This is a genomic window from Rhizobacter sp. P3_C12 (assembly GCF_056402735.1).
In genome coordinates, this window is record NZ_JBFUGW010000056.1 from 1 (window position 1) to 22,280 (window position 22,280).

Annotated in this window: 22 protein-coding genes; 13 read left to right on the plus strand and 9 right to left on the minus strand. The window is 67.2% G+C overall.

Annotated features, from left to right (window positions below):
• From AC1DXV_RS11645 to AC1DXV_RS11655, 3 genes are all read left to right on the plus strand, one after another.
• The coding region (locus AC1DXV_RS11645; RefSeq protein WP_477933656.1) for an RHS repeat-associated core domain-containing protein at positions 1 to 1,167 on the plus strand (1,167 nt) is incomplete at its 5' end.
• Between the two features lie 958 nt (positions 1,168 to 2,125).
• Complete coding sequence (locus tag AC1DXV_RS11650) at positions 2,126 to 2,617, plus strand: hypothetical protein (RefSeq protein WP_477933658.1); 492 nt, start codon at positions 2,126 to 2,128, stop codon at positions 2,615 to 2,617.
• 137 nt (positions 2,618 to 2,754) lie between these two features.
• Positions 2,755 to 3,141, plus strand: a complete 387-nt coding sequence (locus AC1DXV_RS11655) for a hypothetical protein (RefSeq protein ID WP_477871235.1) — start codon at positions 2,755 to 2,757, stop codon at positions 3,139 to 3,141.
• 40 nt (positions 3,142 to 3,181) lie between these two features.
• Here AC1DXV_RS11655 and AC1DXV_RS11660 read toward each other — a convergent pair whose 3' ends face one another.
• Positions 3,182 to 3,712 (minus strand): hypothetical protein, encoded by a 531-nt coding sequence (locus tag AC1DXV_RS11660; RefSeq protein ID WP_477933660.1) that lies wholly within the window; start codon positions 3,710 to 3,712, stop codon positions 3,182 to 3,184.
• A gap of 154 nt (positions 3,713 to 3,866) precedes the next feature.
• Here AC1DXV_RS11660 and AC1DXV_RS11665 point away from each other — a divergent pair, with 154 nt between their 5' ends.
• The 3 genes from AC1DXV_RS11665 (at position 3,867) to AC1DXV_RS11675 (ending at position 6,103) form a co-directional block, all read left to right on the plus strand.
• Complete coding sequence (locus tag AC1DXV_RS11665) at positions 3,867 to 4,394, plus strand: GNAT family N-acetyltransferase (protein ID WP_477872802.1); 528 nt, start codon at positions 3,867 to 3,869, stop codon at positions 4,392 to 4,394.
• Positions 4,395 to 4,523: 129 nt separating this feature from the next.
• A complete protein-coding gene (locus AC1DXV_RS11670) occupies positions 4,524 to 5,243 on the plus strand; it encodes an NMCC_0638 family (lipo)protein (RefSeq protein WP_477933662.1) in 720 nt (239 codons plus the stop codon).
• Positions 5,240 to 6,103: a dienelactone hydrolase family protein gene (locus tag AC1DXV_RS11675; protein WP_477872798.1), complete on the plus strand. Its 864-nt coding sequence runs from the start codon at positions 5,240 to 5,242 to the stop codon at positions 6,101 to 6,103. Before AC1DXV_RS11670 ends, AC1DXV_RS11675 begins: the two co-directional genes overlap by 4 nt.
• A gap of 90 nt (positions 6,104 to 6,193) precedes the next feature.
• Here the strand turns inward: AC1DXV_RS11675 and AC1DXV_RS11680 are convergent, their stop codons facing one another.
• The gene (locus tag AC1DXV_RS11680) at positions 6,194 to 8,059 is read right to left on the minus strand and encodes a sensor domain-containing diguanylate cyclase (RefSeq protein ID WP_477933664.1); all 1,866 of its coding nucleotides are present in this window, start codon (positions 8,057 to 8,059) and stop codon (positions 6,194 to 6,196) included.
• Between the two features lie 220 nt (positions 8,060 to 8,279).
• Between AC1DXV_RS11680 and AC1DXV_RS11685 the strand changes: the two genes are divergently transcribed.
• Positions 8,280 to 9,488 carry a sensor histidine kinase gene (locus AC1DXV_RS11685; protein WP_477933666.1) on the plus strand — a complete coding sequence of 403 codons (1,209 nt, stop codon included), beginning with the start codon at positions 8,280 to 8,282 and terminating at the stop codon, positions 9,486 to 9,488.
• On the opposite strand, the gene AC1DXV_RS11690 is transcribed toward AC1DXV_RS11685, so the two are convergent.
• The 3 genes from AC1DXV_RS11690 to AC1DXV_RS11700 form a co-directional block, all read right to left on the minus strand.
• Entirely contained in the window at positions 9,404 to 10,135 is a 732-nt protein-coding gene (locus AC1DXV_RS11690; RefSeq protein WP_477870470.1) for a response regulator transcription factor, read from the minus strand. The two genes, AC1DXV_RS11685 and AC1DXV_RS11690, sit on opposite strands and share 85 nt — an antisense overlap.
• A 98-nt stretch (positions 10,136 to 10,233) precedes the next feature.
• Positions 10,234 to 10,920, minus strand: a complete 687-nt coding sequence (locus tag AC1DXV_RS11695) for a response regulator (protein WP_477870472.1) — start codon at positions 10,918 to 10,920, stop codon at positions 10,234 to 10,236.
• The gene (locus AC1DXV_RS11700) at positions 10,917 to 12,320 is read right to left on the minus strand and encodes an ATP-binding protein (RefSeq protein WP_477933668.1); all 1,404 of its coding nucleotides are present in this window, start codon (positions 12,318 to 12,320) and stop codon (positions 10,917 to 10,919) included. Before AC1DXV_RS11700 ends, AC1DXV_RS11695 begins: the two co-directional genes overlap by 4 nt.
• Positions 12,321 to 12,568: 248 nt before the next feature.
• Here AC1DXV_RS11700 and AC1DXV_RS11705 point away from each other — a divergent pair, with 248 nt between their 5' ends.
• Together AC1DXV_RS11705 and AC1DXV_RS11710 are read left to right on the plus strand one after the other, a co-directional pair.
• The gene (locus tag AC1DXV_RS11705) at positions 12,569 to 13,012 is read left to right on the plus strand and encodes a type IV pilin protein (RefSeq protein WP_477873644.1); all 444 of its coding nucleotides are present in this window, start codon (positions 12,569 to 12,571) and stop codon (positions 13,010 to 13,012) included.
• Positions 13,013 to 13,037: 25 nt separating this feature from the next.
• Entirely contained in the window at positions 13,038 to 13,940 is a 903-nt protein-coding gene (locus tag AC1DXV_RS11710) for a winged helix-turn-helix domain-containing protein (protein WP_477933670.1), read from the plus strand.
• Here AC1DXV_RS11710 and AC1DXV_RS11715 read toward each other — a convergent pair.
• Both AC1DXV_RS11715 and AC1DXV_RS11720 read right to left on the minus strand, forming a co-directional pair.
• Positions 13,880 to 14,623, minus strand: coding sequence for an SCO family protein (locus AC1DXV_RS11715; protein ID WP_477933672.1), 744 nt, complete (start codon positions 14,621 to 14,623; stop codon positions 13,880 to 13,882). The two genes, AC1DXV_RS11710 and AC1DXV_RS11715, sit on opposite strands and share 61 nt — an antisense overlap.
• 11 nt (positions 14,624 to 14,634) lie before the next feature.
• Entirely contained in the window at positions 14,635 to 15,870 is a 1,236-nt protein-coding gene (locus tag AC1DXV_RS11720) for a YHYH protein (RefSeq protein ID WP_477873030.1), read from the minus strand.
• A 191-nt stretch (positions 15,871 to 16,061) separates the two neighbouring features.
• On the opposite strand from AC1DXV_RS11720, the gene AC1DXV_RS11725 reads away from it, so the two are divergent.
• Positions 16,062 to 16,286, plus strand: coding sequence for a hypothetical protein (locus AC1DXV_RS11725; RefSeq protein WP_047505575.1), 225 nt, complete (start codon positions 16,062 to 16,064; stop codon positions 16,284 to 16,286).
• A gap of 196 nt (positions 16,287 to 16,482) precedes the next feature.
• Positions 16,483 to 17,556, plus strand: coding sequence for a hypothetical protein (locus AC1DXV_RS11730; protein WP_477933674.1), 1,074 nt, complete (start codon positions 16,483 to 16,485; stop codon positions 17,554 to 17,556).
• A gap of 3 nt (positions 17,557 to 17,559) precedes the next feature.
• On the opposite strand, the gene AC1DXV_RS11735 is transcribed toward AC1DXV_RS11730, so the two are convergent.
• Positions 17,560 to 18,057, minus strand: a complete 498-nt coding sequence (locus AC1DXV_RS11735; protein WP_477933676.1) for a DUF3016 domain-containing protein — start codon at positions 18,055 to 18,057, stop codon at positions 17,560 to 17,562.
• A gap of 117 nt (positions 18,058 to 18,174) precedes the next feature.
• Between AC1DXV_RS11735 and AC1DXV_RS11740 the strand changes: the two genes are divergently transcribed.
• Positions 18,175 to 19,647 (plus strand): M48 family metalloprotease, encoded by a 1,473-nt coding sequence (locus tag AC1DXV_RS11740; protein WP_477933677.1) that lies wholly within the window; start codon positions 18,175 to 18,177, stop codon positions 19,645 to 19,647.
• A gap of 84 nt (positions 19,648 to 19,731) precedes the next feature.
• Here AC1DXV_RS11740 and AC1DXV_RS11745 read toward each other — a convergent pair whose 3' ends face one another.
• Positions 19,732 to 21,549 (minus strand): glutamine--tRNA ligase/YqeY domain fusion protein, encoded by a 1,818-nt coding sequence (locus AC1DXV_RS11745; RefSeq protein ID WP_477933679.1) that lies wholly within the window; start codon positions 21,547 to 21,549, stop codon positions 19,732 to 19,734.
• 207 nt (positions 21,550 to 21,756) lie between these two features.
• Here AC1DXV_RS11745 and AC1DXV_RS11750 point away from each other — a divergent pair, with 207 nt between their 5' ends.
• On the plus strand, positions 21,757 to 22,164 hold the full coding sequence (locus tag AC1DXV_RS11750; RefSeq protein WP_477871519.1) for a hypothetical protein: 408 nt from the start codon (positions 21,757 to 21,759) through the stop codon (positions 22,162 to 22,164).
• Positions 22,165 to 22,280: the final 116 nt, after the last annotated feature.

Sequence of the window (22,280 nt, forward strand, 5' to 3'; positions counted from 1 at the left end):
CTGAACGGTAGCCCGAGCACCTACACGACCGAGGCGACGAGCAACCGGCTGACGAGCATCACGAACCCGGCCCGCAGCTTCGGCTACGACAACGCCGGCAACACGACCAGCGACAGCACGAACTACATGGCGGTCTACGGGCTGAACGGCTCGATCGCGAGCATCACGAAGGCGAGCGTGACCGGCAACTACGACTACGACGCCGATCGCCGACGCATCCGCAAGGTGACGAGCACGGGCGAGGTGGTGATCTTCGTGTACGACCTGGACGGACAACTGCTGGGCGAATACGACCAGACCGGCAAGGCGCTGCGCGAATATGTGTGGCTGGACAACATCCCGGTGGCGATGTTCATGCCGGACCCGGCCAATGCGAGTGACCCGAACGCTGCGCCGCTGGTGTTCTACATCCATGCGGATCACCTGAACGCACCGCGCATCGTGGTGGATCAAACAGGAGCCAAACGCTGGCGTTGGCTGGCCGAGCCGTTCGGCACAACGGCGCCGGAGACGAATCCCGACGGGCTCGGGGTCCTCACGCAGAACCTGCGGTTCCCGGGACAGTATGCGGATGCGGAGAGCGGGCTTTGGTACAACTTTGCGCGCTACTACGCGCCGGATGGAGGAGCCTATCGGCAATCCGACCCTATCGGGCTTGCCGGGGGCATCAACACCTACGCCTACGTCGAAGGCAATCCGCTCACCTACATCGATCCGAACGGGCTTCAGGCATACATGTGCGAGAGCGCAGGGCTATCTGCTTGGTGCCCTAAGCCGAAACCCCCTTGCGCTTGTCCGAAGCCCCCCCTCGCACCACCTGGGGTGTGTGTCAATGACAACATTGAAATCGCAAAGGCTTGCCCGGCTTGGAATCCAGCATGCATGCTGGGGCTATACGAAAATGTAAAGAATCGTGCTCCCTGGGATTACAAGCGTGGAGGGGCGCAATACRAAGACTTCGGAAATTTCAACTTTGGGGCAGTAACAGAAGCCATGGGGGTGTCAGCATTTTCAACGTTCAATGGTGCTGGAATTTATCAACAGCTTCGCGGAGCCAGTGCAGCCGGCAGTGGAATTCCCTTCCTGCGCTGGCCATATGGGGACGATGCCGCGGATGCACTCCAAATTGAACTAGGTCGTCAATACGCAAGGTGCGGGTGCAAATGATGAAAACCATCAAACTTCTCTTGATCGCCGGAATTTCATTTTCGGCAGGGCTGTTGGTTATGTGGCTGTACGCATTGTCAACGTTGGGGGCACATCGGGGTAAACCTCCGGAAAACATGGAAAGAATTAGCGAGATTTCGTCGTCTGACGGGCGCTTTGTCGCTGCGATTGTGGCGCCCAGATTGGACGGGCTAGGTGCTACGGTTTCGCAACCGTATCAGCTCTGGATTACTAGCGCAGATGGAGAGTCTCGTCTCATGCTTGAGGCCGACAAGACAAATGGACTAAAGGTCAATTGGCGGTCGCCTCTGCATCTCGAGGTCTGCTATTCGGAGGCGCAGATTGTTCAGTTTAGAAATAGATTTTTCTCTATTTCAACTTCCGCTGGTTTACCCAGTGGCAGAACGCTGGAAGTAACCCTCCGGAAGGTTTCGGAAGACTCTGATTGTCAAAGATAAAATTGCCGGATTGACGTTCAGTGGCCTATACAAGCTGAACGGCGCGATCGCGAGCATCATGAAGGCGGGAGTGACCGGCAGCTACGACTACGACGCCGAGCCGTCGTATTGCCGCCGAGCAAATCGATATGATGAAGTCGCTAAATCCAAAGAGGGTTGTCATCTCAGTGGTTATCTGGGCATTGCCGGTCGTGTTGGTGGCGATTTTTATCTACCTCAGAAGTTGTGCAGAACATTAGTTGATTCATGGCAACGCGCCCCGAGGATTGCAGTACGGGCGCTTGGAGAGCGGATTCTCGATACGGATCTCAACCTCTTATGCCGCCCGAGTAAATGTTGTCGACAGTGATGAGCGCTGCATCATCTGAAGAACTCCTTGCTCCTGGTCGGTGTCAATGGTAATCGCATGGACCTGAGCCTGAACGGCAACCTGAGCGCGTACGGCGTGGCGGCGGCGGGCAATCCCACTCGAGTCAGTGCATGTATCTGCAAGGAGTGAAATGCCGATGATGTCGTTCGCAATTTTGGGCGTTTGTATTGTTATTTTGTTTTGCATTGCGCTGTTTCGACAATCACAAGGACAGATGCAAGTGCCATTGCCTGAATCGGCAGTCGATAACATGTCGCTTGAGGAAGCCCGAGCGAAGGTCKAAGACTTCATTGCCAAGGGCGAGAAGCTATTCGTCAGTCCAAAAGATGAAACTAGCTTGCTGCCAGAACAACTTGGTCCCGTTACGCGAGAGTTTTTCTCGCGGTACGGCACGCTGAGGTCGCGGAACGGTGGCTTCGAGTTGTCGGCCGACGGCATCAAGTCATCGGAATGCGTTCATGGGTTCTTGACTATTGGGCACAGCGAAGACTGGGATGTCGTGCAGCGGCCGGGTGGCGACGGAGCGTTCGTTGTCGAAGGGTCTGAGGCCAGCGAAACCGACATGCAGGCTTGTTTCCACAGCGTCTATCACTTGACGCTGGATGAGGTCTCGCGGGAATGAGCCAGGAGTAGCTGGAAAATGGATTGCGGGGTCAGAGTGTGAGTGCCGCTAAGCAAGTCTTCTATCGCGCTTGGGACGCACTGCACTACCTTTCCGGGAATGGCAGTTGGACGTTGAGCGAGCATGAGTGCTTGATCGTGAACGCTGCCATTCGACACTTTCCAGAAGATGTACAGAGGCTTCTCGAAGCTCAACTTCATCAAAGGTACTTTGTCGAGCGCATGTCCCAAGGGCGCATCAACGTGCTTCGCTTATACGACGACAACAGCGAGCTGAGAATCCAAGATCCGAGGTTCGGGGACATGCTGGTAGTCGTGAGGCTCAGCGTGGATGGCAATGAACGGGACGCACATGTTGTCTTCTTGCGCGGACACCTGTTCAGCGTTGAATTCCGAGACAAAAGCTCGTTCTACGCCAACCGATCGGTAGAGGTCCGTGACGTCAAGGTCGGAAGCCCAAAGCAGACCTACACGCGAGCGATCGATCGCCTTGAGCATGGCAAGGATGACGGGTCACCAAAGTGATCACCGTGAATYGTACCGACGGTCTTGCCGGCGTGCTGCCTCAATGCAGCGTCGGCTTGCCCGCCCGCCTGCTGCCCGTCTCCGACAACAGCGCATCGAACTCGTCATCCACCGAATCCTTGAACCCGTCGAAGGCGACCGCGTCCCCATCGTCCGTCTCCTCGTCGCCATCGACGAACAAGGTCTCCAGCGCCTGCATGCCGACCGCATGACCGAGGTCCAGCGCGGCGACCGCGTCGCTCGGCTGCTCGATCCATTTCAGCGGGCTCAGCTGCAGCATGCCTTCGGACGACAGCCCGAGCATCCAGCCGTACTCGAGCATCACCGCCTGCTGCATCGCCATCATCTGCTCCACGCGCAAGCCCGCAAGCTCGCGCGCCAGCATCGGCAGCAGCACCTGCGGCCGCACCGCGGTACTCGCGCCGTCATGCTGCATCTGCAGCCGGCACAGCAGGCCGCCGGGGCCCCAGAACGCCGAGCTGTCCTGCAACGCAGTGGCGCCGCCCTGCGGCAGCCCCATCAACAGGGACATCTCGGACAGGAACTCATTCGAAGTGGTGGTGGTGTTCACGGTGGCAGGGCGTGTGCTGGTGTCTGATCGTGAAGCCAGTGTGCATGCCGCACGCAGGCGAGTGCGCCCCCGTAACCGAACGGTCGTACGTCGACCCGAAGCCAGCGGGCAGGTAAGCTGCGCGGGCACTTCACAACTGACACAGGTCACTTGCATGACGATCACGATCCGGCGCGCCTGCCCCGATGACGCTCCCGCCTACGCCCGCATCATGGGCGATCCGCAGGTGTTCCCGGGCCTGTTGCAGATGCCGCATGTCGATGCGCACTCCTGGAAGGCGCGGCTCACCGACACCTGCGCACCGGGCAAGACCGACCTGCCGCTGGTGGCGGAACTGAATGGCGAGGTGGTGGGCACCGCGGGGCTGCACCCGGTCGGGCCGCAGACGCGCCGGCGGCACGCGCTGGTGCTGGGCATCTCGGTCGCCCCGTCGGCGCAAGGGCAGGGCGTGGGCAGCGCGCTGATGGCCGCGATGTGCGACTACGCGGACAACTGGGCCGGCGCGCTGCGCATGGAGTTGACCGTCTTCACCGACAACCCCGCCGCGCTGCGCCTCTACCGGAAGTTCGGCTTCGAGATCGAAGGCACGTTCAAGGGCTACGCGCTGCGCGACGGGCAGTATGTGGATGCGCACGCGATGGTGCGTTTCCATCCGAACCCGCCGCGCATCGCGGTCAGCTGAGGGGCGGCGCGGGAACTCCAGCGTCATCCTCGCCCCGTCGCCGCACGCCTGTGCGACCATCTCGCCCTCGGCAACGCGGCAGCAACGGAAGGTCAGGGCGTGAGCATGGTCAGAGGAAGTCGATCCGTCTTGGCGGACATCGGGCAGGCGGYGACGCTTGCGTTGTGGGCGGCGCTGCCGGGTCTGTCGATCGCTCAGTCGGTGGCACCGTCGGTGGTGGAACCGGCGGTGACGTACCCGGTGAAATCGGCAGCGGAACTGGTCACGACGCCGCTGACGACCCCGCCCGCCGATGCCGAGCCGGCGCCCGAGAGCGCGGCGCTGCGCTCGATCTGGGCCGACCCGCGCGCCGTGGCCCGCCTGTTCCGCGACGCCTGCGTGCAGACCGAGGGCCAGGCCGCCGCCGCGGTCGACTGGGCACTCGCCCAGGGCTTCTTCCCGGTCGACCCGATGCGCGGCTCCACCGACGAACTGCTGGCCGGCGAGCCCGGCTCGGTGCTCGCCGCGCCCGGCAGCGACAGCCGGGTGCTGCTGGTGGCCGCGCAAGGGGCGCGCTGCATGGTGTGGGCCGAGCGCGTGTCCGGACCGGGCCTGCGGCTGGCCGTCGTCGAGCTGACCGGCGAACTCGGCGGCAAGGGCGCCCGCGTGCAACTGCAGGCGGAACGCAACATCGAGCGCTCGGGCGCCTGGCGCAGCCAGATGCAGTGGCGCTACCGGCGCGTCGGTGGCTCGCAGGATTTCGGCATCGGCTCGGTGACCACGCTGACGGCTGCGCCGGGCACGCAGGCGCTGCACTTCTCGCCGTTGCCGCCGGCGACCGGCATCTCGCCCGACGGCGTGAAGCCATGACACGCTGGCTGCGCCTGGTCGCCGCGGCGGGATGTGCCGCGGTGCTGGGTGTGCACGCACAGACCGAGGTCGCCTTCGACAGTCTCGATCGCCACGGCGGCCAGGTCGTGACGCTGAAGGCCTGGTGGTTCGGCGCCGACCGGCGGCAAGCCCCGGCGGTCGTGCTGCTGCACGGCTGCAGCGGTCCGTACGACCACCGTGGCCGGCTCGGCGCGCGCATGCGCGAGTACGCAGAGTTCTTCAACCGCCAGGGCATGCACGCGCTGGTCGTGGATTCGCTGACGCCACGCGGCGAGACCGAGCTGTGCACGCAGCGCATCGGCACCCGCCAGGTGACGCAGGCGAATCGCCGGCTCGATGCGCTCGCATCGCTGCACTGGCTCGCGCAGCGGCCGGACGTCGATGCGCAGCGGCTGGGGCTCGTCGGCTGGTCGAACGGCGGCAGCACCGTGCTGTCGGCCACCAACCTGCGGCAGCGCGAGGTGCGCGAGGCGCCGCTACGGCCGGCCTTCGCGGTGGCCTTCTACCCGGGCTGCGAGGCCGACCTGCGGCGCGGCTACCAGCCGTCGACACCGCTGCTGGTGCTGGTGGGCGAGGCCGACGACTGGACGCCCGCCGCGCCTTGCCAGGCCCTCGCGGCGCAGGCCGCGATCGACAGCGGCGCGGGCTCGCCGGCCGTGCAGATCGAGGCCTATGCCGGCGCGTACCACGGCTTCGATTCGCATGCGCCGGTGCGCGTGCGCAAGGAGGTGCCGAACGGGCTGCATCCCGGCGAGGGCGTGCACGTCGGCGGCAACCCCGAGGCGCTGCAGCGCTCGCAGCGGCGCCTGCTCGCATTCATCGCGCCCTGGGCGAAATGACGGCCCCTCGGCCGACGGGTACGTCGGCCGATCCCCCGAGGGGATGCGGGCCGGCTTGGGGCGGCCCGGCGCTCGGCCCGCTGGCGCGCCTCACATGAGCATCACGATGCCGTCGCGGCCGGCCGATTTCGCGCCGTAGAGCGCCATGTCGGCGCGCTTCAGCAGCCGGTCGAACGCGATGTCGGGCGGCGTGATCTCGGCCAGGCACAGCGTCGCGATGCCCATGCTGACCGTGACGAACCCCGGCGGCGAATCGGCGTGCGGGATCGCCATGTGGTGGATGGTCTGGCGGATGCGCTCGCAGCGGCGTTCGGCATCGGCCGCGTTGACGTCGGGCAGCAGGACCGCGAACTCCTCGCCGCCGATGCGGGCCGCGCATTCGCCGCCGCGCTCGAACGCGGCACCGATCGCCCGTGCGACGCGGGCCAGGCAGTCGTCGCCGGCGGCGTGGCCGTAGCGGTCGTTGAAGCGCTTGAAGTGGTCGATGTCRACCATCACCAGCGTCAGCGGGCGCTGCGAGCGCCAGGCGCGGCGCACCTCTTCCAGCTTGCGTTCGTCGAAGGCGCGGCGGTTCGCGAGGCCGGTGAGCGCGTCGCTGCGCGACTGGTGCAGCAGCTCGCGGCGGGCCTGCTCCAGCTGCGCCAGGTCGCGCCAGCGCGCGAGCGCGCCGAACAGCGGCTTCGCGATCAGCGCGATCTCGCGCTCCTCGACGGCTTGCGGCAGGTCCAGGCAGGCCAGCAACTGGCCGCTGTCGGCCGCGTCATGGCGGCACACCTGCAGCGACCCGGCAGCGCAGCCGTGCAGCAGCGCGCGCGATTCGTGGCAATCGCTGCTCTCGGTGCACCACTGCATCTGCCAGCCGTCGACCGGGAACAGCGGCGGCAGTTCGCCGCCCTCGGCCGGGCAGGGGCCCCCACCCCCGCTGAAGGTCCAGTTCCAGCGCCGGCCCTCGCCACGCTCGGCCAAGGCGCAGGCGCGGGCACCCAGCAGCTCGGCGATGTCGGCCAGCGCCATGCGCAGTGCCAGCGGATAGGCATCGGGCGGCAGGTAGATCAGCCGGGCCGACAGGCGCGAGGCCGATTCGAGCACCCGGTTCAGCCGCGTCAGGTCGGCGGTGCGCTGCTGCACGGCCCCTTCGAGGCGATCGCGTTCGGCACCGAGCGTCTGCAGCGCACGGTCGCGTTCGCCGACGTAGCGCGCGATGCCCCGGTGCAGTTGCTGGAAGCTGTCTGCCACCAGGTCGATCTCGTCGCGCCAGCGGCGCTGTGGGCGGGGCCACGCCGGCAGCGGGCCGAGTTCCTCGGGTTTCAGCAGCGCCGCCTGCCGGGCGATCAGGCGCAGGCCGCGGGAGATGTCGCGGTGCAGCATCCAGGCCACCAGCAGCCCGAGCAGCACGGCCGGCAGCACGATGGCGAGTGCCGTCTTCGCGACGCTGCCGCGCACCTGCGCCGACAGGCCGCTGCGATCGAAGTCGAGCTCCAGCTGACCGAGGCCGGTGGGGTCGGCGCCTGCTGCGGTGATCGGGATCTCGACGCCGCGCAGCGCCGCCCGCGGCAGCACCCCCTGCAGCACGCCCTGCGCCGCACCGGGCAGGTCGGATGGCGCGCCGGCCACGTAGGCGGTGCCCGACGGCGTGAGCAGCCGCACGTTCACCATGCGTGGGTAGCGGGAGATCTGGTCGAGTTCCTGCTGGATCGCGTTGCCGTCCTGGCGCTGCAGCGCATCGGCCAGGCGGGGCACCCGCGTGGCCGCGATGTCGCGTGCCATGGCCTGCTCGTCGGCGGCCTGGGCGCCGAACGCGAGCCAGGCGTGCAGGCCCAGCGACAGCGCCGAGCACAGCAGGCAACTCACCGCGATGGCGGCGAGGGTGCGCAACACCAGCGGGCGGAATGGCCGCGATGCCGGCGACGCCGGACGCGACGGCGGAGTGGGCAAGGCGGCGAGGGTGGACGACATGGTGATGTGAAGCGGTCGCGAAGCGATGGAGAAAGGAGATCGTGCCCGGCCTTTCGGCAGAGAAGCCTGCAAGCTGTTGCGATGGCGCGTGACTTATTCAAGCGGTCGCGGATGCACCTCGCCGAGTTGACAGTTGTTGGCGATTCAGGCGATCCGGCCGCAGGAAAAACGCCCCGGTACGCCTTGCAAAGCGCCGAGGGCTCCGCCCACAATGACCTTCATGACAGCCTCACCGTCGCGACCGGACAGCGTGCCACGCACCCCCGCGGCCCAGGCGGTGTCTCGCGGCGCCTGGCAGACGCTGCTGCGGCGTGTGTCGACGCTGGGCCCGCGCGCCCAGCGCCGCGCCGCAGCCGATGCCACGCCGGACCCGGTTCTGCTGGTGGATGCGCGGGGCCGCATCGAGCATGCGAACGCTGCAGCCACCGTGTGCTTCGGCGGCCCCCTGCCGGGGCGCGAGGTCGCCGATGTGTTCCACGGCACGGTGCGCCTGAGCGACCGTGCGGCGTTGTGGCCGCGAGGCGACGCGCCGCAGCACGGCTTCGAATGCGAATCCCAGGACACGCAGCATCGGCGCCTCGTCGTCCGGGTGACGGTCCGGGCCGGAATCTTCGGTGGCCCGTCCGGTTGGACGATTGCCGTGCGCGACGGCACCGCCGAGCACCTGTTGCGGGAGCAGCTCGATGCGGCGCTGCGCCTGCTCAACCACGACCTGCGCGCCCCGCACTCCACCATCCTCGGCGTGCTCGAACTGTGGCGGTTGCGCCAGGGCACGATGAGCGAAGCCGACCTGCTGTCGCAGGTGGAAAACAGCGCCACCGCCGCATTGTCGATGGCCGACAACTTCGTGCGCCATGTGCGGGCGCAGCAGGCGGACCTGCGCCGCGAGGCGCTCGATCTGAACGAGGTGGCGGCCGACGCGGTCGACGATCTGTGGGAACGCGCCCGCGCTCGCCGGGTCACGATCCGCCGGCCGCAGGGGCTGCCGGTGCCGGTGCACGTCGTGGGCGATGCGCCGCTGCTGCAGCGGGCGATCGGCAACCTGCTGCGCCATGCGCTCGACCGCAGCCCCGGCGGGGCGAGCATCCGGTGCACCGTGGTTCGCAGCGGCACGGGCGTGGCCGTCGAAGTGACCGACCATGGCGCCACGCCGGATCCCGGCACGCCGTCAGGCGCTGACGATCCGGGTACCGGGCGGGCGAACGATGGCGTGCCGGTGCTGCCGGCCGAAGATGACTACGCGTTGGGCTTCGTGTCGCTGGTGGCGCGTCGCCACGGCGGCGCATTGCGCCAGCGCCGCGCCGCAACCCAGGGGCTGACGATGAGCCTGTACCTGCCCGGCGGTCACGCCGACGGGGTGGCGGATTCGGAGCCTGCCGCGACGGAGTCGGATTCGTCGAGCGCTTCGAGCCGGTATCCCACGCCGTAGACGGCGCTGAGCCGGTAGCCGGACGGTGGCCTCAGCCCGAGCTTGTTGCGCAGGTTCGAGACATGCGTGTCCAGGCTTCGCGACCAGATCTCGGGGTTCACGCCCCACACCTTCTCGAGCAGGTGCTGTCTCGCCAGCAGTCGACCGACGTTGTGGAACAGGAAATGCGCCAGCTCGTACTCCTTCTGCTTCAATTCGACCGGCTCGCCCTCGATCGTCAGCATGCGCCGCCGGGTGTCGAAACTGTAGCGGCCGAAGGATTCGATCTCGGTGGGCGATGCGGGGTAGCTGCGGCGCATCAGCGCGTTCACCCGGGCGGTGAGTTCGCCCACGCGCACCGGCTTGGTCAGGTAGTCGTCGACGCCGTTGGACAAGGCGTCCACCAGGTCGCGCTCCTCATTGCGATTCGTCACGAACAGGATCGGGATGCGATGCTCGATCTTGTTGCGGACCCAGGTCACGATTTCCGGGCCCGTCATGTCGGGCAGGTGCCAGTCGAGCACCAGGAAATCGAAGGTATCCCGGCGCATCTGGCGGATCAGCGCCTGGCCGCGCTCGAACCCCTGGCAGTCGTGGCCCAGGCTCGAGATGGCGTGCGAGATCAAGTCGACCTGCGAAGGATCGTCGTCAACGATTGCGACTTTCATCGTGTCTCCCGGAAGATCGGCCGGACTGCGAGACGGACCATGGGTTTGAACATACCTGAAATCGGAGTGGTTGTGACAGGGCAAACAGGGTTGACGCCTCAGGGGTCGAAGCGGTAGCCGATGCCGTACACCGCGATGATTCCGGAGCCTTGGGGCCGGACTTCCTCGAGTTTGCGCCGCAGGTTGCGGATGTGGCTGTCGACGGTGCGGTCAGCCGTGTCGCGAAAATCCTGTCGCACCGCGTCGAGCAGCTGGGCGCGAGACAGGATGGCACCGGCGCGCACGAGCAGTGCGCGCAGGATGCGGTACTCGGAGGTCGTCAGGTCGAGCGCGCTGCCTTGCCACAGGATGCGTTGCGCCGCCTCGTTGACATCGAAGCCGCCGTGCGACATGGTGCGGAACTGGCCGGTGACGCGGCGCCACTGCGCCTTCACGCGCGCCGCGACCTCGCGCGGGCTGAACGGCTTGCAGACATAGTCGTCTGCGCCGGCTTCGAGGCCGAGCAATCGATCGACCTCGTCGATGCGTGCCGTCAGCATGATGATGGGCACCGAGGAGAATTCGCGGATCGAGCGGCACACCTCGAGGCCGTCGAGCCCGGGCAGCATCAGGTCGAGCAGCAGGATCGACGCACGCTGCATGCGCACCTCGTTCACCGCCGCGATGCCGTTGTGGACCACCAGCGTCTGCCAGCCCTGCGCGCGCAGGTAGTTGCCGAGCATGTCGGCGATCTTCACGTCGTCCTCGGCGATGAGGATCGGGGTGGTGTCCATCGAGGTGTTCACTCGGGTGCTCCTTGCTGATCCGACTTCACCGGAAGCACGAGTTGCATGGCCAGGCCGCCCCATGGAGACGGGCTGGCATCGACGGTGCCGCCGTGGGCGATCACGATGGCGCGCACGATGGCCAGGCCCAATCCGCTGCCCGTTCCGCTGCGTTGGCGAGATCGATCGGCCCGGAACAGCGGCTCGAAGATCTGGGGCAGGTCGGTGGGGGCCACGCCCGGTGTCGAGTCCTCGACGCGCAGCCACAGGTGGCGGTCGTCCTCGCGCACGCCCCAGCACACGCGCACGCGCCCGGGGCGGGTGGTGTAGCGGCCGCTGTTGGTCAGCAGGTTGCGCAGCACCTGCTCGATGCGCACCGGATCCCAGGAGGCGCGCAGGATGCGCGAAGCGGGCGGCAACACCTCGATCTGCAGGCCGTCGAGCGACGGGTGGCGAACGAGTTTCGTGGTGATGTATTCCAGCGTGCCCAGCGGATCGAGATCGACCATGTGGCAGGGCACGCTGCCGAGGTCTGCGACCGCGAGCAGGTGCAGGTCGTCCACGATGCGCACCATGTGGCGGATTTCCTCGCCGAGGTTCATCACGAGGGCGTGGCTGGGTTCTCGGGCGCCGTCTTCCACCGATTCGATCTCGCCTTGCAGCACCGACAGCGGCGTGCGCAGTTCATGGGAGATCTGCGCCATCCATTTGCGGCGGGTCAGTTCGAGCCGGCGCAGCGAATCTGCCATCGACGACACGTCGTGCGACAACTGCTGCATCTCCTGCGGACCGTCGAATGCCGCGTCGGCGGGCTCGAACTGGCCGGCGGCAAGCTTGCGTGTCGCCTCCTGCAGTGCGCCCAGCGGCCGGCTCCATCGGTGGGCCACCTGCACGGCCAGGGCCATCGACACGGCGAGCGATGCGAAGGCTGCCGCCGCGATACCCAGGTACTGGCCGCGCAGGAATGCGGCGTCCGATTCATGGAGGCTGCTGCCGAGGTCCAGCAAGGCCGTGCCCACCGATCGGCCGTTGACGAGGATCTGGCGGTCCAGAGTGCGGCCGTCCGGCTCCGCGGGGCTGCCTGCGAGCCGCGTGCCGTCTGCATCCAGGATGCGGATGCGACCCGCGAATCCCGATTGCCGGACCCGGCTCGCCTGCAAATCGCTGTTGCGCTCCTCCGGGTCTCCTTCGCGGACGAGAAATCCGTCGACCAGCTTGCGCATGTCGCCGACCTCGGAGACCACTGCCGGCAAGCCGCCGCGGGCGCTGGCCTGTTCGCCGACATAGATCGCGAAACGATCCAGCCGCAGCGACTCGCGGGCGTTCACGAAGCCGGAGACCCCGCCGCGCACGCTGAGCAGCGCGCCGACGATGACGCACAGCACGGACAGGCTGACCGTTGCCAGCAGCAGCAGCGCCAATTGATGAACCATTCGCAAGCGCATCGCAGGATTCGTCGATGGTGAGGTTGAGGTGTTGTCGGCGCAGGGGAGCTCGATGAAAGGGTCCAAAGCGCAGGTCTGTGCATGCTCGGTGCAGAGACGGCAGCTTGGCAACGATGGTTCGCAATCGTTGACATTTGCGGCCCTCGAAATGGGCACTTCTGCGTGGCGTTCGCATTCTGTTACCCCGATGATTCGACCCCACCGACTCGCAACAAATTGCAACCATGACTTCTACTCATACGGCTTTCCGCGGCTTCACCCTTGTCGAACTGAGCGTGGTCCTCGCTGTGGCGTTGACGACGATGGCGGTGGCGCTGCCCAGCTTCAACGCGCAGGTGCAGAACTCGCGCACCGTTCCTGCGCTCAGGGAGATGTCGATGGTCGGCATCCAGCTGGAAAAGTCGTTCCAGCGTGACCACCGGTATGGCGTGTCCGGGAAATGTGCGGTCCCGGATGCCCAGGTGGAACATTTCTCGGTGCATTGCTCACTCAGTGATGACGGAAGCGGCTACACGCTCGATGCCGTCGGCCATGGGCCGATGGCGGGCTACCAGTACCGCACCGACGAACAGGGGCGCCAACGGACGATCTCCCATCCCAACGCGAGCAACGCAGCCAACGGGGCGTTGCCGTGCTGGTCGCTGGAAGGTCGTTCCTGCGGGGCATGAGATTGCCGCCATCGATCGAGTCTTCATGACCAATACCGCGAATACCTTGCACAAGCGCATTGACGAGCATCCGCTTCTCCTGAGCCTCGCCTGTGCGAGTCCGCCAGGCGAGGCGACGGACACCGCTGCAAACAGCGCCGCCGAGGCGGAAACCGGCGCGACGGAGAGTGCGGCAGACATGCCGGCGCCGTCACCGGCAGACACGGTGTTCGTCGTGGCACAGGACGAACGGCACCGCACGCGGCTTCGGCGGGTCTGTGCCAATCTGGGCCGACCTTGCATCGTGGCTTCGGTGGCTGATGTGATCGTGCGAGGCCCTCGCATCGGGTCGGCCCGGATGGCGATCGTTGCGGCCAACGGCCTCGATGTGCCGCTCGGTGCCATGCTCGAAACCCTGCGTGAGGCGGGGGTGTTGTCGGTGGCGCTGTACGGGCCGGCATTCGGCAGCCTGGTGCACCTGCTCGCACTGGAACTCGGCTTCGATCACGTCTGGGGCGACCTGGCGCATGAAGAGGCCCTCGCGGTGCTGATCCGTCACGCGGGGCAGCGCATCCAGAAGGACCGCGCCGCTCGCATGGATGATGCGCTGGGCGACACCGAGCTGGCGGTGGACACGGCGAGCCTGACCTGCAGTGTGCGGGGTGTGCCGTTCTCGCTGGGAATCTCATCGTTGTACACGTTGAAGTTGTTGCTCGATCGCGCGCCGCATCCGGTCAGTCGGGCCGACATCGAATCGGTGATCCCGGCCACCAAGGTGGGCCGCATCGGCGGCTCGCGCGTTGTCGATGCGCATGTGTCGCGGTTGCGCCAGCGCCTGCGCGAAGTCGGGGCCGATGCGATCCGGATCGTGGCCATCCGCGGCAAGGGTTACCGCATCACGACCGTGGGGTCCTCGGGGGGCGAAGAGGGCGAGGCCGCGGTCGACTGAACCTCGGCGGGAGCCTCTTCCCGCCTGAGCTGGCCGATGTCGCTGCGCAGCCGCACCATCTCGTGCGGCGAGCGCGCGTCGTAGATGCCGCGGATGCGGTGTCGGCGGTCGATGAGAAAAGCGCGTTCGGTGTGAGGCGGCAGCCCGTCCGCACCGAGTTGCGTGATGTCGGAGTAGAGGCTGTGGCGCGCCCATGATTCGACATGTCGGGGCTCGCCGGTCAGCAGGATCCAGTCCTTGGGCAGCCCGAATCTGGCAGCATAGTCGTCCAGCGCGCGCACGTCGTCGGTCAGCGGTGACACCGTCAGCGACACGAACTGCGGTGCCTGGCTGCCGAAGCTGGCCCGCAGCGTTCGCAGCAGGTCCATCGACACCGGGCACACCGACACGCAGCCGGCGAAGAACAGGTTGATGACGGTCGGGCCGTTGTCGAGCAGGCGGCTGTCGACGCTTGCCTTGCGGTGGTTCGTGAATTCGAAGCCATCGACCCGCAGCACCGACGAGATGCGATCCCAGCGCGGCCTCAGGTCGGCCGACGCGTAGAAGGGCAGCGTGTCGTGGGCCAGGATGGAATCGGGCCGACGCCAATCGGCCCACAGGGACAAGGCGGAGACCCCCGCCGTCATGACGGCGAGGCCGAGGCACAGCAGCACGGCGGCGCGGCGGATCATGGGCGAGGGCATGCGGAACTGGATCAGTCGTGGCTCGTGATCGGCGTGCCGCGGTAGCAGCCGATCGTGTACGGGAAGGTCTCGGTCGTGTGGTAGTGGTACTGCGTCACCGAGGTGTCGGTGTGCCCGTGGCAGATGTCGAGGTCGTCGTTGGTGATGGTCTTGCCCGCATCACCCTGCACGCCGTAGATGGCAAATCCGTCGGCCGCATATCCGATCACGGCTGAATGCTGGCTCGCGACATCGGCGGTCAAGCCGCACTTCGGCAGGCTGTGATAGTGGTACTTGCCGGTGCCCTCGGGGTGGCCTTCGCAGGCATCGGTGACTTCCCACGCCCGGGCGTCGCGGCCCTTGGCATCGAACGCGGCGAACATGCGCGCTCCGGTCAGGAAGATGCCGACGGCTCCGCCGCCCAGGCAGGTCGGTGTCGCATTGACTGTCGGATTGGTGCTCAGCCCGGACCAGGCAACGGTGTTCGTCAGGATCTTGTTGGGGTTGTGGTCGTACTGATAGGCCAGCGGGCTCGTTGCATTCGTGATTCCGTAGATCCCGGTGGTGTGGCTGGGCAAGCCGTTCCCTGCCAGGCTGCGGACGGCGTTGGCGATCGTGTTCGTGAACGTCGATACCCATGAATCGTTGCCGGTCACCGCGTAGATCGATTTGGTCTGCAGGTTCCAGGTCGTTCCGTCGCTGCTGATCCAGCCTTGCGCGACGTTGCCCGGGTTGTTCGGGTTCGTCGTGTTGGTGCACTTGTAGAGATAGCCGACAGCAGTCGGGACCGTCTCGATGATCTTGCTGGTGCCCACAGGCAGTGCCGTGGTGTCGACAGTGGTTGTTGTTCCGCCACCCGAAGACGTCGCCGCCGGCGTCACGGTCTTGCTCGTCGACGTCGCCGACCCCGCCGAGTTGGTCGCCGTCACCGTGCAGGTGTACGTGGTCCCGTTCGTCAACGTGGTGACGGTGATCGGGCTGCTGGTGCCAGTGGCCGATCGGGTGGTGGCACCGGTGGCCGCGCAGCTGCCGCTGTAGCTCGTGGCCGTGCCACCGCTGGTCGACGCCGTGAAGGCGAGGGCGGCCTGAGCGTCGCCGGCGGTTGCCGAATCCAGCGTCGGCGTGCCGGGCGCCGTCGTGCTCGTGGTGCTCGTCGTGCTGGTCGACGAGGACGATCCGTTGCCGCCGCACGCGGCGAGCATCAGCAATGGCCCGACCTGCAGCAGGTTTCGGATGAGTTGGACGGCGCGCGAAGGGGTGTGGGTCACGGCGGGGCTCCAGAAAGCGGTTGCTCGGATGTGGATGAAAGGCACCGTGGACGGTAGAGCTGCTTTGTGGAGCGACGCAGCGGATCCTCTGCACAATTCCTGCATCTTTGTTGCCAAGCCCCGGGGCGCATCGCCCCGTCTGCGTTACGCTGCCGCCCTTGGCCCGGCAAGCGGGCCCGCGGAGAGCGTTCATGAAGACCCACAACATCGAGATCCAGCGTGTGAAATCCATGGCACACGACGTCCACGGCATGGTGCATCTGAAGGTCGATGCGCTGGTGCAGACGGTGACCAACCACGACGACGAGCCGTCCAGCGTCATCAGCCTGACCGAGGCGAACCTGCGTGTGCTGCAGGCGCTGATCAAGAACCAGCTGCTCGAGCTCGACAAGCGCAAGGCGCGCAGCCGCTTCTGATCTGGAACGATCGAGTTGAAACCGGGTGTGTACCCGGGCCGCCGCGCCCTACAGGCCGGTGCCGCGAGGCCGATGACAGGGGCGAGTGCCGTTCGATCCGGCCTTCAACCCGCCTGTGCACGCGAGCGAAGTGACCACTGACGGTTACCAGTTCTCGCRCCACAATGGTGCCTTCGACCCATGATCCCCGATGACCGTGCCCTCCGTTCCCACCAAGACCTCGAGCGGCCATGACGAGTTGCGCACCCGCACGCAGCGGCTCGGTCAGCGGCACCGCACGGTGCTGTTCCTGGTGGACGGGCGGCGCACGCTCGCCGAGGTGCTGAGCCTGGCGCACCAGGCCGGCGCGCAGACCGTGCATTTCGAGGAGCTGGTGCGGCTGGGCCTGGTCGAGATTCCTGCCGAGCAGGACGTGTCGGAGGTGATCGACAGCGGCTCCGGCGCACTCGATGCCCCCAAGCTCACGAGCGTGGCCCTCGACGTGCCGACGCCGCCGCAGTCCGAACCCCCACCCGAACCCCCACCCGAACCTGAACCGGTCAGCCCCGCCATCACGCCGCTCTCGATCGACGAGCACGCCGGCGCGGCACCGATCGACGCGGCCCGCCTGTCGTCCACGTCGATGATTCCGCCGCAAGCGGTGGCGCCACCATCGATGCACGCGGCGGTCGACGCGCCGATCGCGCTGGAGCCCTCCGTGCCACGGGCGCGCCGGGTCGAGCCGGAACCCGCACCGCCGGTGCAACTGGTGGAGACGGCCGTGCCGTGGTCCGACACCATTCCGCTTGTCGAGGAGCCCCGTGAGACCGTCTGGGCCGCGCCGGTGGCCGTGGCAACGAAGCCGTCGAAGAAATCAGGCGCCCGCGCGGCGGCCGGCGGCATGACGGCCGTGCTGAACAAGGCGTTGGGCCGCGGGCGTGCCAAGCCTGTCGCAGACTTGCCGCCGGTGACGCCGAAGATCGAGAAGCCGACGTCCGAACAGCAACTGATCGCCCAGGTGCGCGAGCTGCTGCTCGACACCTTGCGCATCGACGCGCCGTTGTTCGCCGCGCTGACCCACGGCAAGGTGCGTTCGGCGCAGACCCAGCGCGACCTGATCGAGCTGGTCTGGGAGATCGAGCGCCACAACAGCCATGCGCGCATGTCGCGCGACGAATTGATCAGCCTTCAGCAGGCGCGCGAACTGCTCGGCATGGGCAACACGCTGGTGGCGGGCGACAGCCAGTCCGACCGCCACGACGACTGGCCGACCACCCAGCCGCGGCTGTGAGGCTCAGTTCGCTGCCGCGCGGGCCGCGCCGAATTCCTTCGTGAACCAGTCCGCCAGCAGGGTCTTTTCGCGGCCGAGCGGGCCCCGGGCGGTGTCCAGCCCGGCGGATCTCCGCGAGGCCAGGTCGCTCAGTGCGGCGTCGCCGGAGCGCAGCGTCCGACCGTCGGACACCAGCGTGTAGCGCAGCCAGATGCGCGCGCTGTCGTGGTTGTCGCGCACCACCCGCAGATCGCCGCGCGAGCCGTGCCGCACGTAGCCGGCCAGGTCCACGTCGAGCAGCTCGACCTGCAGCGACTGGCCGGCCGGCAGGTTCTGCGCCGCGAGCGACTGCAGCTGGTCGGCCAGCAGGCGCAGGTTGGCGTCGCGTTCGCGCGGCGTCTCGCCGGCGTCGACGAAGCGTTCCGGCCGCTCGTAGCGGACCTCGGCCGTACCTGCTGCCAGGGCCGGGCCGGCGACACACGTCGCGAGCACGGCCCCTCCGATGATCGATCCGAAGCGCATCGTGAAACTCCTGAAGCCTGACCCGCGACGGTACGCCGCCCTTCGCGGGCATGCAAGCGTCCCCGGCGGCCACCCCAACGGCTACCATCCGCCCGCACTCCCGGAAAGGTCTCTGCCATGCGTCGTCTGCTGATCCCCTTGTTGCTGGCCACGTCGCTGCTGGGCGCCTGCGCCTCCGTCGTCAATCCGGTGACGGGTCGCAGCGAGCGCACGGTGATGGACGAGCCGTCCGAGATCGCCGAGGGCAAGAAGGCGCACCAGGAGGTGCTGAAGGAATACACCGTGCTCGACAACGCACCGGTGCAGGCCTACGTGAACGACCTCGGCCAGCGCCTCGCGAAGCAGTCGCACCGGGCGCAGCTGCAATGGACCTTCACCGTGCTCGACAGCCCCGAGGTCAACGCCTTCGCGCTGCCGGGCGGCTACGTCTACGTGACGCGCGGCATCATGGCCTACATGGAGAGCGAGGCCGACCTGGCCGGCGTGATGGGCCACGAGATCGGCCACGTGACGGCCCGCCACGGTGCGCAGCGCGCGACGCGCCAGCAGACCGCCGGCATCGGCGTGGTCGCGGCCACCGTGCTCGGGGCGGTGCTGGGCATCGGCGACGTGGCGAACCAGGTGTCGCAGAGCGTCGCGGCCGGCTACATCGCGTCGTACAGCCGCGACCAGGAGTTGCAGGCCGACCAGCTCGGCGCCGAATACCTGGTGCGCAACCGCTACGACCCGAAGAAGATGGTCGAAGTGATCCAGGTGCTGAAGCGCCAGGAGCAGTTCGCGGCCGACGCCGCGAAGGCCGAGGGCCGCAGCGCCTCCGGCGGCAACGACTGGCTGGCCTCGCACCCGAGCAACGACCAGCGCCTGCGCGACATCACGACGATCGCCGACGGCTATGCGAAGGACGCCGACTATGTCGACGAGGGCCGCGACCRCTACCTGCAGACGATCGCCGGGCTGCCGTTCGGCGAGAGCCGCGCGCAGGGCGTGACGCGCGGGCGCGGCTTCTACCATGAGCCGCTGGGCATCGCGCTGAAGGCGCCCGAGGGCTGGAAGGTGCAGAACTCGGCCGAGGACATCACGCTGGTCAATGCCGCGGGCGATGCCGGGCTGGTGGTGATGCTGGCGCCGGCCAAGGCCGGCAGCACGCACGAGGAGATCGTGCGCAGCGTCTTCAAGCCGACGCAGGGCAAGTTCGACAAGCTCGAGCTGAACGGCCTGAAGGCGAGCCGCTTCACCGGCACCGCGACGACCAAGCAGGGCCAGGCACGCGCCGTCGTCGCGACGGTGGTGGACGGCCCGCAGAACAACCGCTTCGTGCTGCTGCAGGCGTCGAAGGATGCCGCCGCGTTGCAGCGCAGCGCGGCCGGGCTGAAGGAGGCCGAAGGCTCGTTCCGCGCACTGACCGCGGCCGACCGCAGCGTGGCGAAGCCGTGGACGCTGAAGTCGGTGCCGTTTCCGCGCGGTGGTTTCGCCGAGCTGGCGAAGCAGTCGCCGCTGCCGCAGGCCGAGGCGCAGCTGAAGCTGATCAACGGTGTCTACGGCGGTGGCAAGGACCCGGCCGTGGGGCAGCGGGTCAAAGTGGTGGAATAGCGAGCGGGCCGAGCGCCGGGCCGCCCCAAGCCGGCCCGCATCCCCGCGGGGGATCGGTCGACGTACCCGTCGACCGAGGGGCTGTCATTTCCCCCAGCTGTCCTTGAGGCTGGTGACGCGGTTGAACACGAGTTTTCCAGCCGTGGAATCGACTCGATCCGCCACGAAGTACCCATGCCGCTCGAACTGGAACTTGTCATCTGGCTGCGCCTTCGCGAGTGACGGCTCGACGAACCCCTGCACGACCTTCTTGCTGCCGGGGTTCAGCACCGTCAGGTAGTCGCGGCCGCCGGCATCGGGCTGCGCCTCGGTGAACAGGCGGTCGTAGATCCGCAGCTCGGCCGGAACACCGTCGTGCACGCCGACCCAGGTGATCGTGCCCTTGACCTTCACTGCATCGGCCCCGGGCGTGCCGCTCTTCGTGTCGGGGATCACCTTCGCCAGCACGACCCGCTCGCCGTTCGCATCGGTCTCGCTGCCGACGCATTCGACGATGACGCCGTACTTCAGCCGCACCTTGTTGCCCGGGAACAGCCGGAAGAAGCCCTTCGGCGGCGTCTCGGCGTAGTCGTCGCGCTCGATCCACAGCTCGGGCCCGAGGCCGAATTCGCGCTGGCCGAGCTCGGGTTGGTGCGGGTGCGCCGGCGCATGGCAAGGCTCGATGTGCGCAGCGCTGCCGAACACCTCGGCCCAGTTGACGAGCTTCAGCTTCACCGGATCGATCACCGTCATGGCCCGCGGTGCCTTGGCTTCCAGGTCGTCGCGCAGCGCGCCTTCGAGCGTTCCGTAGTCGATCCAGCTGTAGTCGCGGGTCACGCCGATGCGCTCGCAGAACAGCTGGATCGCCGCCGGCGTGTAGCCGCGGCGGCGCAGGCCGGCCAGCGTCGGCATGCGCGGGTCGTCCCAGCCATCGACGTGCTTCTCGTCGACCAGCTGCTTCAGCTTGCGCTTGCTGGTGATCACGTAGGTCAGGTTCAGCCGCGCGAACTCATGCTGGTGCGGGCGCGGCTGCGCGAGCAGGCCCAGGCCGCACAGCGTGTCGAGCAGCCAGTCGTAGAACGGGCGCTGGTCTTCGAACTCGAGCGTGCAGATGCTGTGCGTGATCTGCTCGAGCGCGTCTTCGATCGGGTGCGCATAGGTGTACATCGGGTAGATGCACCAGGTGTCGCCGGTGTTGTGGTGCGTCGCGCGCTTGATGCGGTAGAGCGCCGGGTCGCGCAGGTTGATGTTCGGCGACGCCATGTCGATCTTCGCGCGCAGCACCGCGGCGCCGTCGGCCAGCTTGCCGTCGCGCATCTCGCGCAAGCGCGCCAGGTTCTCGGCCGGCGTGCGGCTGCGGAACGGGCTGTCGGTGCCGGGCGTGTTGAAGTCGCCGCGCGTGGCCTTCATCGCCTCGGCGCTCTGCTCGTCGACGTAGGCGTGGCCGGCGCCGATCAGCGCCTCGGCCGCGCGGTACATGAACTCGAAGTAGTTGCTGGCGTAGTAGAGGTGGTCGACCGGCGCGCCGTTCACGTCGCTGCGCCAGTCGAAGCCCAGCCACTTCACCAGTTCGATGATGGCGTCGACGTACTCCTGCTCTTCCTTCTCGGGGTTGGTGTCGTCGAAGCGCAGGTGGCACACGCCGCCGAAGTCGCGCGCCAGTCCGAAGTTCAGCCAGATGCTCTTCGCGTGGCCGACGTGCAGGTAGCCGTTCGGCTCGGGCGGGAAGCGGGTGCGGATGCGCGCCGCGTCGAGCGGCCCGCCGGCCTGGTGGGCGGCGTCGCCGGGGGATCCGGCGAAATGGCGACCCGCGTAGCGTCCCTGGTCGAGGTCGCGCTCGATGATCTGCCGCAGGAAATTGGTCGGCCGAACGTCGGGGGCGGCGGACTCGCCAGGAGATGCCTTGCTGTGGGGGTCGCTCATGAAATGCGCTGGGGATTCAAGGGGTTGGGAACGCCGCGCGAGGGTGCGAAGCGTGAATTCATTGTAGTTCGCGCCCCTGGAGGCGCCTGGGCGATTGCCCGATCGTGATTTTCTTCACGCGTTGGTGTGTCTATTTGCATCCACCCCCGCGAGCAGAGGGGCGTCATGGTCTTTCCAGCCCATGGATGCAGTCGAACAATCGATGCCATGAACACACCGCCGCGTTCGTCGAACTTCATGTTCGACTTCTCGCCCAGCCAGACCGGCTGGATGGCCACCGCGCCGTCGGCGCTGCTGGACGGGCCGATCGGCCTGCCGCACCGCACGCCGCCGCCGAAACGCGCGCCGCAGCGCGACGGGCTGAGCGGCATCGCCGAAGAATGGCTGGCCGCGCTGCCGCCGCGCTACCGGCCGCTGACCACGGCGCAGCGCCACCCGCACGTCGTCAACCGGCTGGCCGCGCTGTGGGAGAAGCCGCTGAGCCTGCCGGCGTACTTCGACGAGCTGCTGTTGAGCGACCGCCCGGGCCGCGCCGGCTTCTCGTTCGAGGTGCTGACCGAACTCGGCGACCTGCGCTCGCTGCTGGAACTGGCGATGCACCGCGCCCGTCAGTAAGGCGCGTCAGGCCGCCAACTTAACCTTCCAGAAACCTGCGGCTTACCAATCGACACGGAAACCGGTCTTCGTGGGAACACGTTGTGACGTTGTAGACCCATGACACTGCGATCGCA